Source organism: Bradyrhizobium hipponense (assembly GCF_008123965.1).
GTDB lineage: Bacteria > Pseudomonadota > Alphaproteobacteria > Rhizobiales > Xanthobacteraceae > Bradyrhizobium > Bradyrhizobium hipponense.
On the sequence record NZ_VSTH01000120.1, the window covers coordinates 1 to 12,372 of the forward strand.

Annotated in this window: 14 protein-coding genes; 8 read left to right on the top strand and 6 right to left on the bottom strand. The window is 64.0% G+C overall.

Features of this window, described 5'->3' with window-relative positions; genetic code table 11:
• Positions 1-168 precede the first annotated feature (168 nt).
• Entirely contained in the window at positions 169-363 is a 195-nt protein-coding gene (locus tag FXV83_RS30560; RefSeq protein WP_148743299.1) for a hypothetical protein, read from the top strand.
• Positions 364-471: 108 nt separating this feature from the next.
• Here the strand turns inward: FXV83_RS30560 and FXV83_RS30565 are convergent, their stop codons facing one another.
• Positions 472-894: a hypothetical protein gene (locus FXV83_RS30565; RefSeq protein WP_148743300.1), complete on the bottom strand. Its 423-nt coding sequence runs from the start codon at positions 892-894 to the stop codon at positions 472-474.
• Between the two features lie 358 nt (positions 895-1,252).
• Between FXV83_RS30565 and glgC the strand changes: the two genes are divergently transcribed.
• The 3 genes from glgC to FXV83_RS30580 are packed head-to-tail and all read left to right on the top strand — an operon-like array spanning position 1,253 to position 4,264.
• Entirely contained in the window at positions 1,253-2,515 is a 1,263-nt protein-coding gene (gene glgC / locus FXV83_RS30570) for a glucose-1-phosphate adenylyltransferase (protein ID WP_148743301.1), read from the top strand.
• A complete protein-coding gene (glgA, locus tag FXV83_RS30575) occupies positions 2,512-3,972 on the top strand; it encodes a glycogen synthase GlgA (RefSeq protein ID WP_148743302.1) in 1,461 nt (486 codons plus the stop codon). Before glgC ends, glgA begins: the two co-directional genes overlap by 4 nt.
• A gap of 31 nt (positions 3,973-4,003) precedes the next feature.
• Entirely contained in the window at positions 4,004-4,264 is a 261-nt protein-coding gene (locus tag FXV83_RS30580; protein ID WP_148743303.1) for a SemiSWEET transporter, read from the top strand.
• Between the two features lie 231 nt (positions 4,265-4,495).
• On the opposite strand, the gene FXV83_RS30585 is transcribed toward FXV83_RS30580, so the two are convergent.
• Positions 4,496-5,293, bottom strand: coding sequence for a DODA-type extradiol aromatic ring-opening family dioxygenase (locus tag FXV83_RS30585; protein ID WP_148743304.1), 798 nt, complete (start codon positions 5,291-5,293; stop codon positions 4,496-4,498).
• Positions 5,294-5,444: 151 nt separating this feature from the next.
• Between FXV83_RS30585 and FXV83_RS30590 the strand changes: the two genes are divergently transcribed.
• Positions 5,445-5,624, top strand: a complete 180-nt coding sequence (locus FXV83_RS30590; protein ID WP_148743305.1) for a hypothetical protein — start codon at positions 5,445-5,447, stop codon at positions 5,622-5,624.
• A gap of 7 nt (positions 5,625-5,631) precedes the next feature.
• On the opposite strand, the gene FXV83_RS30595 is transcribed toward FXV83_RS30590, so the two are convergent.
• Positions 5,632-7,104 (bottom strand): carboxylesterase/lipase family protein, encoded by a 1,473-nt coding sequence (locus tag FXV83_RS30595; RefSeq protein WP_148743306.1) that lies wholly within the window; start codon positions 7,102-7,104, stop codon positions 5,632-5,634.
• A gap of 82 nt (positions 7,105-7,186) precedes the next feature.
• Positions 7,187-7,396 (bottom strand): hypothetical protein, encoded by a 210-nt coding sequence (locus FXV83_RS30600; RefSeq protein ID WP_148743307.1) that lies wholly within the window; start codon positions 7,394-7,396, stop codon positions 7,187-7,189.
• 229 nt (positions 7,397-7,625) lie between these two features.
• On the opposite strand from FXV83_RS30600, the gene FXV83_RS30605 reads away from it, so the two are divergent.
• The 3 genes from FXV83_RS30605 to FXV83_RS30615 all read left to right on the top strand — a co-directional run bounded on the left by FXV83_RS30605 (position 7,626) and on the right by FXV83_RS30615 (position 11,142).
• Entirely contained in the window at positions 7,626-10,316 is a 2,691-nt protein-coding gene (locus FXV83_RS30605) for a flavin-containing monooxygenase (protein ID WP_148743308.1), read from the top strand.
• Positions 10,317-10,448: 132 nt separating this feature from the next.
• On the top strand, positions 10,449-10,718 hold the full coding sequence (locus FXV83_RS30610; RefSeq protein ID WP_148743309.1) for a hypothetical protein: 270 nt from the start codon (positions 10,449-10,451) through the stop codon (positions 10,716-10,718).
• A 118-nt stretch (positions 10,719-10,836) separates the two neighbouring features.
• Positions 10,837-11,142, top strand: coding sequence for a hypothetical protein (locus FXV83_RS30615; protein ID WP_148743310.1), 306 nt, complete (start codon positions 10,837-10,839; stop codon positions 11,140-11,142).
• A gap of 51 nt (positions 11,143-11,193) precedes the next feature.
• Here the strand turns inward: FXV83_RS30615 and FXV83_RS43155 are convergent, their stop codons facing one another.
• Complete coding sequence (locus tag FXV83_RS43155; protein ID WP_187436277.1) at positions 11,194-11,349, bottom strand: hypothetical protein; 156 nt, start codon at positions 11,347-11,349, stop codon at positions 11,194-11,196.
• A gap of 116 nt (positions 11,350-11,465) precedes the next feature.
• Positions 11,466-12,011: a septal ring lytic transglycosylase RlpA family protein gene (locus tag FXV83_RS30620; protein ID WP_148743311.1), complete on the bottom strand. Its 546-nt coding sequence runs from the start codon at positions 12,009-12,011 to the stop codon at positions 11,466-11,468.
• Positions 12,012-12,372: the final 361 nt, after the last annotated feature.

Sequence of the window (12,372 nt, forward strand, 5' to 3'; positions counted from 1 at the left end):
CCTCTCCCGCTTGCGGGGGAGGGTTGGGGTGGGGGTGTCTCCGCGTAGGGATTGTTGAGATTGAGGAGGATATCCCGCCCTGGCGAGAGCCCTCACCCGCCGCGCTCTGCGAGCGCGTCGGCCTCTCCCGCAAGCGGGAGAGGCGAAGCAAGCCCACGGACAATCCTCGTGAAATCCATATGCGATCGCTCTGCCCGCAAGCTGGAGAGGGAGCGCACTGTGTTCGCGGCAATAGGCAAATCCGGTAGGGCAAAGGGCGGCGAGATGCGCGGGCTTCGCCTCAAGGCCGGCCCGCTTCATCTCGCCGCGATCGTGCTCGCGCATTTCGCCTGCATGAGCGTGATCGTGTGGTTCTCGCTCTAAGGCGCGATGAGATTGGGGTGAATCGTCATCGCGTTTTGGTCGTTATTCACGCATGACCTGTTCGGAGAACTGCTGCACACTTTTCCGGAGCATGCTGGAGCCGCGCGTTCACCAATAGGCGCGATAGTACGGGCTGGGATACGGCCGATAGTATCCATAATAGGGGCGATAGGGCCGGTAGTACCGGCGGTAGCCGTAGCCCGGATATGCATAGGCCGGCCCGTATCCATAATAGGCCGGCGCATAGCCGTAACCATAGCCGTAGGGGCCACCGTAATACGGTCCGCCGTAATAGCCATAAGGCGCGCCGGCGATGGCGCTGCCGATGATCGCGCCGGCCGCAAGGCCGCCCAGGCCCAGGCCCCAGCCCCAACCTCCACCGCGCCAACGCACCTGCGTGACGTCATCGCCGGCCGCGGCTTTCATGGTCGCGACATTGGTGGGCATCGGGGCCGCCGCTGCCCGCTCGATTTGGCCGGCCATGATCGCGCCGGCCAGCGAACAGGCAATTGCCGCTTTCCAGATCGTCATCGTCTTGCTCCCTGTCTGACGTTTCATTCGAAAAAAGATTGCAGAGCCCAGGATCAGGCATCCCAGCGCCAAGTAAAGCCTCGAATCTGCGTGCAGCGCACAAGGCACCCGTCCACGGATCGATCGTTGGGTTGCCGGTTGGGCGGGCATGCAGAGGGGATCGACGCGTCTCTTCGCCGAAATGACACCGGCATGAAGCGCGGGGGACACCCGCAAAGCATTAAGCTTCCCGCGTGCGCAACCAACAACCATCTTCCCGATTTACTATTCGTAGCATTACTATCGGTTCCAATGCCGCGCGCCGAACGGGTTTCTCGCGACAAATGGCCTCGGTCCGAGACGTGAGTGGGAGGATGACATGAATGCCGCGAGACCTGAGCCCCTTGCCCGCCAAGCGTTGGCATTTGTCCTGGCCGGCGGGCGTGGCAGCCGGCTCCTGGAGCTGACTGACCGGCGCGCCAAGCCCGCGGTCTATTTCGGCGGCAAATCCCGCATCATCGATTTCGCACTGTCGAACGCGGTGAACTCGGGCATCCGCCGCATCGCAGTCGCGACCCAGTACAAGGCGCACAGCCTGATCCGGCATCTGCAGATGGGCTGGAACTTCTTCCGGCCCGAGCGCAACGAGAGCTTTGACATTCTCCCGGCCAGCCAGCGCGTGTCGGAGAACATGTGGTATGTCGGCACGGCCGACGCGGTCTACCAGAATATCGACATCATCGAATCGCATGCCTGCCGCTTCATCGTGGTGCTCGCCGGCGACCACATCTACAAGATGGACTACGAGCTGATGCTGCGTCAGCACGTCGACAGCGGCGCCGACGTCACGGTCGGCTGCCTCGAAATGCCGCGCGCGGAATCCTCGGGCTTCGGCATCATCCATGTCGACGAGAACGGCTGGATCCAGTCATTCCTCGAGAAGCCCGCCGATCCGCCGCCGATGCCGGGCAAGCCGGACGTCTCGCTCGCCAGCATGGGCATCTACGTGTTTGACGCGAAATTCCTGTTCGAGGAACTCAAACGCGACGCCAGCGATCCGAACTCGAACCATGATTTCGGCAAGGACATCATCCCCTACATCGTGAAGAACGGCCGCGCCATCGCGCACCAATTCTCCAGCTCCTGCGTGCGATCCGGTAACGACAACGGCTCCTACTGGCGCGACGTCGGCACGGTCGATGCCTATTGGGCGGCCAATATCGACCTCACCGACGTGGTGCCGGAGCTGGATTTGTTCGACCGCGCCTGGCCGATCTGGTCCTACTCCGAGATCACCCCGCCCGCCAAGTTCGTCCACGACGAGGAAAGCCGGCGCGGCCAGGCCGTGAGCTCGCTGGTCTCGGGCGGCTGCATCATCTCCGGCGCTTCGCTGCGCCGCTCGCTGCTGTTCACCGGTGTGCGCGTCAACTCCTACGCCACTGTCGAGAACGCAGTGATCATGCCGTACGTGAATGTCGGCCGCGGCGCGCGCCTCAAGAACGTCGTGATCGACCGCGGCGTGGAGATCCCGGAGGGGCTCGTTATCGGCGAGGATCCCGAGCTCGACGCCAAGCGCTTCCGCACCACTGAGCAGGGCATCTCGCTGATCACCCAGCCGATGATCGACAGGCTCAATACATGACGCCTGTTCGCGTCCTCGCGGTCGCTTCCGAAGTCTACCCCGTCGTCAAGACCGGCGGCCTCGCAGATGTCGCCGGCGCGCTGCCGATCGCGCTGAAGGCCCACGGCGTCGAGATGCGCACGCTGATGCCGGGCTATCCCGACGTGATGCGGCAGCTCTCGGACGCCGATGAAATCCGGCGCTGGCCGGATTATTTTGGCGGACCGGGCCGCCTGCTCGCAGGCTCGCATGACGGGCTCGATCTGTTCGTGCTCGACGTGCCGCATCTCTATGCACGACCGGGCAATCCTTACGTCACCCAGGAAGGCATCGACTGGCCGGACAATGGCGTGCGCTTCGCCGCGTTGTCACGCGTGGCGGCCGACATTGGCCACGGCCTCATCCCCGCATTCGTGCCCGACATCGTGCATGCCCATGACTGGCAGGCAGGGCTCGCACCGGCCTATCTGCACTATGACAATCGGCCGCGGCCGGGCACCGTGATGACCATTCACAACATCGCCTATCAAGGCAAGTTCGCGCGCGAGTTGATCGGCGCAATCGGCTTGCCTTGGGATGCCTTCAACGTCAACGGCCTCGAATATTTCGGCGGGATCAGCTTCTTGAAGGCGGGCCTGCAATTCGCCGACCGCATCACCACGGTATCGCCGACTTACGCGCAGGAGATCCAGACCGATGAAGGCGGGATGGGCTTCGGCGGCCTCTTGCGCGCACGCGCGAGCGTGCTGAGCGGCATCCTCAACGGCATCGACGTTTCAGTCTGGAATCCGCAGACCGATCCGCACATCGCCTATCGCTTCGACGCGGGGGACATTACGTTTCGAGCCGCGAACAAGGCGGTGCTTCAGCAACAGTTCAATCTCGATTCCTCGGACGAAGCCCCCCTGCTCGGCGTCATCAGCCGGCTGTCCTGGCAGAAGGGGCTCGATCTCTTGCTCGATGCCATTCCGACCATCCTCGGGGAAGGCATGCAGCTCGCACTGCTCGGCAGCGGTGATCGTGATCTCCAGGATCGCTATCAGGCCGCGGCGCGCGCGAATCCGGGACGGATCGGGGTCGTGATCGGCTATGACGAGATTCTGGCGCACCTGCTCCAGGCCGGCTCGGATGCGCTGCTGGTGCCGTCGCGGTTCGAGCCGTGCGGACTGACCCAGCTCTGCGCGCTGCGCTATGGCGCCGTGCCGATCGTAGCCCGCGTCGGAGGCCTCGAGGATACCATCGTCGATATCGGCGAGGCCGACAGATCGGGCCGCGATGCTACCGGCTTCAAGTTCGGCCCGGTAACGGCGGACGCTTTCGCGCGCACGCTGCGCAAGGCCAACCTCATCTTCCACGACAAGGTGACCTGGCGCCGGCTGCAGTTGAGTGGGCTGTCGACCGACGTGTCGTGGCGCAACCGGGCGGGCGACTATGCTGCACTCTATCGCGGCCTCATGGCGGCCCGTTACACGGCATGACCATCGCCGAATCCAGTGCTATAGAGCCGGCATGGACCCCTTCGCAATCAAGCTGCTCGGCTTTGCCGCCGCAACCTGCACCACTGCGGCCTACGCGCCGCAATTCATCAAGGTCTGGAAGACCCGCTCGACCGAGGACATTTCGCTCGGCATGTTCCTGGTCATGGTGGTGGGCCTGGCGCTCTGGCTGGTCTACGGCCTGCTCTCCGGGGACGCTCCGTTGGTCGCTGCCAATGCGATCACCATGGTGCTCGCCGGCGGCATCCTGTTCATGAAGCTGAAATACCGGTGAGCTCGAAGCTCGGTGGGGCGGATCAAGCTACGCCAAACCGCTCTCCGAATTTCGCCATGGTTGCTTTTTTGCCGGTGTTTTGCCCGTCGTGTCAAACGTCCTAGGTGCGCGGCTCGATCATCCTGCCCGGCAAATGCATTGTGCTAAGCCATTCTATTTGCTGGGCCGTTCTACTGTGCATGGGGTTGTTTTCGCCTTTTGCATTGTCCGGTCGCGTAGAGGCAGGGAAGATCATCCACCAAACACATACGATGCCATCGCAACGTTCGCGACCTCGTCGACGAAGACGCGATGGCCGATGTCGCTGCCGGCGGCGCCGGTGGCCACCATCAGCGGCAGCAGATGGTCCTCGCGCGGATGGGCAAGGCGCGCGCTCGGCGCGTTCTGCCAGTCGACCAGCATCGCGTTACGGCGCGCCGCATCCTTATGGCTGATGGCTTCGTTCAGATAGGCTTCGAAATCGTAGGACACGGGCTTGGACTCCGCCCGCCCGAAGCCGCGCATGTTGTGATAGGTGAGCCCGCTGCCGATGATCAGAATGCCTTCATCGCGAAGCGAGGCGATCGCCTGCCCGGCCTTGATGTGTTCGCCCGGATCGTAGCTCGACTTCAGCGACAGCAGCACGATCGGCATGTCGGCATTCGGGTACATCAGGCCGAGCGGCACGAAGGTGCCGTGATCAAAGCCCTGATTGGCATCCTCCCGGCAATCGAGGCCGGCGCGCGTGAGCAGCGCCTTCACTTCCGCGGCAAGCTCGGGCTTGCCCGGCGCCGGATATTTGATGTGATAGGTGTGCTCGGGGAAACCGTAATAGTCGTACACCATCGGCGGATGTGCTGACGTCGATACCGTGAACGCCTCGGCCTCCCAATGGCCGGTGATGACGAGTACGGCCTTCGGCTTCGCCGGCAGGAGCTGCGGCAGCCGGCCGAACGCCTCCGCGGTCTTGGCATATTGCACCCGCCTGTCCTCCATGAACGGCCACGGGCCGCCGCCATGCGAGAGGAAGAAGGTCGGCAATCGCGTCATGGGACTCGTCTCGTTGGCAATTTGCACGTAGCTGCCGCGCGGTCGGCGGCGAGCATAGGCAAACCAGCATGGTTAGCAAGCCGTTAACGATTTGGCTTCCACAATTGGGGCGTGGCCGAAGCAGTCGGCCAGAAGACGAGCGAGACGTGAGATGAAGAAGTTTGCGCTGGGGGACGTGGTCAACAGTGATAAGGGCCGCCGCGGCGTCGTCCGCGCCGCCTTCAGATCAAGGGACGGCCAGCAGTTCTATGCCGTCGAAAAGGACGGCGCGATGGACTATCTGGAGGAAGACCGGCTGACGCCCGCGCCCCGCGTCGAGCTCGCGGCGTAAATCCAACTCATTTCTTGCTCTCACCCGCGAGCCGGTCGAGTCGCTTCGACCAGGGGTCGTCGCCGCTCACGATGCGATCGTTGGCGATCAGCAGCAGGCGATCGCGATCCGCAACCGCATCCCAGTGCGGCAGGTCGGCACCGTTGGGGTCGCCCGTCCTGGCGAAGTTGATCCAGTAGGCGCGGATGCGGCTTGCGACCTCGCGATCCCGCCGCGAAAAGATGCCGGCGCCCGGCACGCCCTCGACGCCGAAGATGAACTGCAATTCCCGGCCGTGCCCTTCGTCCGAACTTCCGCGCCGCGCTTCGGGCACATAGGCGAAACGATAGCGGAAGGTCGGCGCGCCGGTTGCGGCGTGAAGCCGGGCCAGCAGTCTCACCGGCTCGGAGAAGACCTTGTCGGTGTAGGACCTTGCCGCAAGGTCCGACGGCCGCGCGACGTCGGGATAGAGCTCGCGCAGCGCGTCGATGCTCTCGCCCGAAGACGCAAGCTCTTGCTTGATCTCGAGCTCACCGTCAAAGCGCGTCTCGTCGTCATTCGAGCCGATGATCAGGGGAATGCGGCTCTGGTGTCCCGCCGCAAACCCCGCGTCAATGTTCTCCGTCACCAGACTTCCATCCACCGCGGGTGTGAAGCTGCGCGACGATTTTTCGAGCAGACGTTTTTCGGCGGCAAGCAGCCTCGCAGGCTCAGCTGTACGCAAATCCGTCTCCTGTCCGAGCGCCGTCGCGAATTGCCGCCCGACCATCTCTGCCTCTTGCGCGGAGCGCAGACGCGCCCGGCCAGGCACGGATTGCAGAATGGCTTTCTGAAACAGATCGCGCGATTGCATGGACAGCATCAGCAGCGCGATCGATGTGGCGCCTGAACCATTGCCGAACAGGGTGACATTGTTCGGATCGCCGCCGAAGGCCGCGATGTTGTCATGGATCCAATGCAGCGCTGCGATCTGGTCCATCAAGCCGTAATTGCCGGACCCGACGTCCGACAAAGCAGGATGGGCAAGCCAGCCGAGCGCGCCCAGGCGATAATTCAGGGTGACCACGATGAGGCCGGCCTGTGCAAGCTTTGCGCCGTCGAACAGCAGATCGTTGGCGGTGCCTCTGACGAAGCCGCCACCATGGATGAACACCATGACCGGCAGCGGCCCATCGACACCGAAGGGACGAAACACGTTCAGCGTGAGACAATCCTCACTCGCGCCCGGCATCAACGGCTGAAGACAGGGCGCACCATAATCGTACGCGGTACGCATCTCCGAATTTTCGGGCGTTGCCTGCGGTGAACGCCAGCGCAGCGGTCCGATCGGGGGCGCGGCGTAGGCAAGCCCCTTGAAGGACGCGACCTCGCCCTCGACGGCGCCGAGCAGCTGTCCCTCCCGCGTGAGGGCAAATGGAAACTGGCCGACCGGCTGAGCCAAGGCCGGGCCAGCGCAGCAGAGGAATGCGGAAGCCGCAACGAGCGCAAGCAAGGGCCGCATCTCGGGGATCTCAATGCCCGGAAAAGGTTCCTTGGGAGGTTACGTCCGCGGCCGGTGGCGAGGCAAGCCTTGCCGGCCGTGCTCAACCGGACTTGCCGGTCAGCTCCGCCAGCGCGTGACGCGCGACGATGCCGAGCTCACCGAGTGTGGAATGGCCGGATTGCGCCGCTTCGATCAGGCGTTGGGCGATGAACCTGCGGCTGGCGTGATCGCCGCCATGCGGCAACTGGCGGCAGGTCTCCTCCAGCACGACGTCCATGTTCGCTTTGGTTCGCTCACTCAACTCTGTCATGACGCCCGGTCAGCACGCGTGGCTAGTAACCGCAAGCATACACAGAAGGATGTGGTCTGATTAGCCCGGACAATCCCGGCGATTGTGCATCGCGGTGCGTGTATCGCCGCAACCTTCGCGCGGCCACGATCACGCCGCGAACGACTACCGAAGATTGCACTTGTTCTGATGACAAGCCGAGCCTGCAGCGTTAGCCTGCCGGCAAAACAAAAGACACGGGAGAAATGCCATGCCTGACGCAATGGTTGCCGCACGTGAGTCCAAGGCCGCGAGTGGATCAGCTCAACAGGTTGACGTTGCAGTCGTCGGCGCCGGATTTGCTGGCCTTTACCTTCCGCATCGCCTGCGCAAAGCCGGCTTGACGGTGGTCGCTCTCGAAGAGGCCGGCGACGTCGGCGGCACCTGGTACTGGAACCGCTATCCCGGCGCGCGCTGCGACATCCAGACCATCGACTACAGCTACACCTTCGATCCGGAGCTCGAGACGGCCTGGACCTGGTCGGAAAAATACGCGACCCAGCCCGAGATCCTGCGCTACCTCGGCTTCGTCGCCGACCGTTATGATCTGCGCCGCGACATCCGCTTCAAGACCAAGGTCACGGAAGCAACGTGGGATGAAGCGAACGGGCGCTGGCATCTTGCCACCGACAACGGCGCACCGGTCTCCTGCCGCTATTACATCATGGCAACGGGTTGCCTTTCCGCGCCAAAGCCGCCGGAGATCGACGGCGTCAAGGATTTTACCGGCGCGGTCTATTTCACCGGGCGCTGGCCGCATGACGGCGTCAATCTCGCCGGCAAGCGCGTCGCGGTGATCGGCACGGGCTCGTCCGGCATCCAGTCGATCCCGCTGATTGCCCAACAGGCAGAGCATCTGACCGTATTCCAGCGCACACCGAATTTCGCGCTGCCCGCGCATAATGGTCCCGCGCCGTCCGATCGCATGAGCCTATTGCAAGGCGACCGTGCGGCCTATCGCGAGCAGGCGCGCCGGTCGATGGCGGGCGTACCCTATCCGCAGCAGATGGCCGTGAGCTGGCAACTGAGCGACGCCGAACGGCGCGCGCGGTTCGAGGAGGCGTGGGGCAAGGGCGATCTGGTCTATATCCTGACCCAGCTCTGGGCCGATCAGGGCGTCGACGTCGATGGCAACGCACTGATCTGCGAGCTGATCCGCGAGAAGATCGGGACGATCGTGAAGGATCCGGAAACGGCCGCGGCGCTGATGCCGCACGACCATCCGTTCGGCGCCAAGCGGCCCTGCCTCGACACCAATTACTACGCCACCTACAACCGGCCCAACGTCACGCTGGTGAATCTGCGGCAGGAGCCGGTCAAGGCGATCACCCCAAGCGGCATCACCACCGGCAAGCGCAGCTTCGACGTCGACGTCATCGTGTTCGCCACGGGTTTCGATGCCATGACCGGTGCGATCCGGGCCGTGCATCCGATCACCGGACGCGACGGAAAATCGCTGTCCGGCGTCTGGGCGCAGGGGCCGCAGACCTATCTTGGGCTCACCGTCGCGGGCTTTCCGAACTTCTTCATGATCACCGGTCCCGGCAGCCCGTCGGTGCTGTCGAACATGGCGGTATCGATCGAGCAGCATGTCGACTGGGTCGTCGACCGGCTTGCCGCACTGCGTGACGCCGGCTTCACCACGATCGAGGCCACCGAGACGGCGCAGGCCGGCTGGGGCCGGCACATGGCCGACTGCGCGACGCTGACGCTGCACCGGCTCGCCAACACCTGGTACACGGGCGCCAACGTGCCCGGCAAGGTGCGCGCGCTGATGCCCTATACCGGCGGCGTCGGCCCCTATCGCAGCATCTGCGACGAGGTCGTGAGCCGTGGCATGCTAGGCTTCAAGCTCACCGGCCCCGATGTCGCCGCGCAGTGCAATGATGGCGAGGTGGTGCGCCTGCAACCGGATGTGCGGCTGGTGCTGAACCTGCTTGCGCAATTGAACCTACCGCCGATCGAGTCAATGGGTGCGCTGGGCGCGCGCGCCTTCGTCAACGAGTTCAACAACAGCCGGCCTGCAGGACGGCCGGTCGGCGCCATCGTCGACGGCACTTTGCCCGGCACCGATGGACCCCTGCACTATCGCCTGTACCGGCCGGCGACGCCGGGACCGCATCCGGTCGTGATCTATTTCCATGGCGGCGGCTGGGTGCTCGGCGACGAACAGTCCGACGATCCGTTCTGTCGCGACATGGCGCGGCGCACCGATATGATCTTCGTCAGCGTCGGCTATCGCCATGCGCCCGAATATCGTTTCCCGGCGGCGGCCGAGGACGGCTACACGGCAACGCGCTGGATCGCCGAGCATGCCGTCGAGTTTGGCGGCAAGCCCGGCCCGGTGCTGGTTGCGGGCTGGAGCGCCGGCGGCAACATCGCCGCCGTCACCTGCCAGCTCGCCCGCGACCGCGGCGGGCCGGAGATCGCCGGCCAGCTCCTGGTCTGCCCGGTCACCGACTGCACGTTCGACCGTCCCTCCTACAACGAGAATGAGATCGGGTATTTCCTGACGCGCTCGCTGATGTACTGGTTCTGGGACCTCTACTGCTCACCGGCCGACCGCACCGACCCACGTGTCTCGCCGCTCCGCGGCAAGGTCGCGGGCCTGCCGCCGGCCTTCGTCGTCACGTGCGAGTTCGATCCGTTGCGCGACGAGGGCATTGCCTATGCCGAAGCAATGGCGGCCGCGGGTGTCCCAGTCGAGCAGCTCAAGGCGCGCGGCCATTTCCATTCGTCCTTCACGATGGTGGACGTGGTGATCACCGGCGTCCAGGGCCGGGGGCAGATGGCTGAGGCAATGCGGCGCTTTGCCGGGCTTCCGCCTGGGGTGCGGCGCGGCGACGAGAACGACCACGGTCGGGCCAGCACGGGGCACAGGATAGCGGCCGCCGCGAGCTGACAACGACGGGCCGGCCGGGGAACCATGTTCCGGCTGCAGCGTTATCGAACCGTGGCGTTGAGATGCAGCGATTGGTGTGAGCCCTGGCACGTAAATTTTGCGTGCTGGGGTTCTTTTGCGTGAGGCGGGACGATGGGAGTAGTTGCAGATTCCAAGGTCGACTTCGGCGCGCGCGCCGCGCTGCATAAATGGCCGTCGCTGGCAAACCAGCGTAGGCCGGACCGGGAGCCTTACCAGGTGAGCGAAGGGACGCTCGACGAATGCATCTCGGCATTCATGGGCAAGCCGGAGGCGACAAGGCATCTATATGAGATTCACACGGCGCCGCAGCCACCGTTGGTGACGGATATCCTGTCGCCCGAGCACATCATCGAATTATCGCGCCTGAGAGAATTTCTCTGATTACACCGCGGACGCCATATCTGCACGCACGCGCACGACCAGCTTCACAGCAAGGCAGGAACCATCTCGCGGAGTTTTTCGTTATTGGAGATCGGAAGCCAAGGCGTGAGTGCCTGAGATGATCGAAACCAGCGCGCCCGATCCGACGGTGCCCTATGGCGCGGACCAGACCCTGTTCGTCGTGATCGATCGTCGCGATCAGGCGACTGAGATCCCCATCGAGCGAAGCGACATCGAAGTGACCATCCGCGATCTCGTCGCCGGCTGCTTCAACGATCCCATTAAGGTAGTCTCCTTCAACACGCTCGAACATTGGATGAAGGATATCTCGACCGAGGTCGCCGGTGAGATTCGGGCTCGCTGCGATATCGACGGCATAGAGCTGCCCGACTATCTCAGCGATTTCGTCGAGAGCCATACCTGATCGCGCATCGTCCTCGTCGATACGAAGGCGGGGGTGCATGGTTTGCGGGAGTTAAGCGTGCCGACGCCTGCCGGCAATGACCTCGATCTCGCGGCGGCGCTCGCCTGCGAAGATCAGTAGCTTTTCGACCGTCAGCGTATCCGTGATCCGTTTGGCGAGCCGCTCGGCGCGCCCGGCCTGATCTTCGAGATACTGGATCGTATTCAAACCCCGCCTCCCCAAAAGCACCCCAACTGGAGCCCCGATTTTGTTCGGGCAACCATAATGCGTCAGAGCGGCTAACAGCCGGTTAAGCGCGGCGCGTCGACGTCGATCGACCGTGCTCATTGCACGACGTCGAGCCGGACATTGACGATGCCCCTGTCGACCATGCCGAGCGCCTCGGCAGCCGAAGGCGAGACATCGACGACGCGTCCGCGGACATAGGGTCCGCGATCGTTGACCTTGACGGTCACGGAGCGGCCAGAGGAAACATCGGTCACGCGCAAGCGCGTGCCGAACGGCAAGGTCGGATGCGCCGCGGTCAATTCGTGCTTGTCGAACTTCTCGCCACTCGCGGTCTCCGTATCGGAATAGAAGCTGGCAACGCCGTGCCCGGCCGTCTGCGCCGCGCTTGCACCGCCATCAGGCACACGCACCCGGCTAATGGGCCGCGGATGCAGCGCCGCCACCTCGTGCAACCTGTGCGGACGCTCGACCGCGGCCTGCCGGCCGGCGCCGGCAAGATCGGCTTTCTGGCGGCCTACCGGCGATTGCGCGCAAGCGGCCAGCGAGGCGGCGCCGACGATTGCGAGCAGCAGCCCGGCCGGCTGGCGGCACGAGGCTGCGAGGAAAATCCGGACACTTTCGGCACGTGCAAAGCGAGACATGATGCGCCCCTCCGAACGGCCTCAAGTTCGGTGGGCAATGAGGGCAGAACCTTGTCGGAACAAAAGCAGGCCTGCGGCCATGGTCGTTTCGCAGCGGCTGTGACGATTCCACCACAGTGTTCTGAATCGGGACAGTCGCGTAAAAACTAGTACCTCTGCACGGAGGTTTTGACGGGTTGTCCGATCGGACTGCCTTGCATCTGTCAGCCGAAATGAGGCGCGGGAGCGTACAACCGGGTTTGGCCCGAGTCCGCCGACTTGCGCGGTGAAGCAAGTCGGCAGCTATCTGGAGTACAGCGGCCGCGGCGCCAACGCATTCGGGAAGGCAGCCCGTGACCCATATGTATGGTCCGGCCGCGCG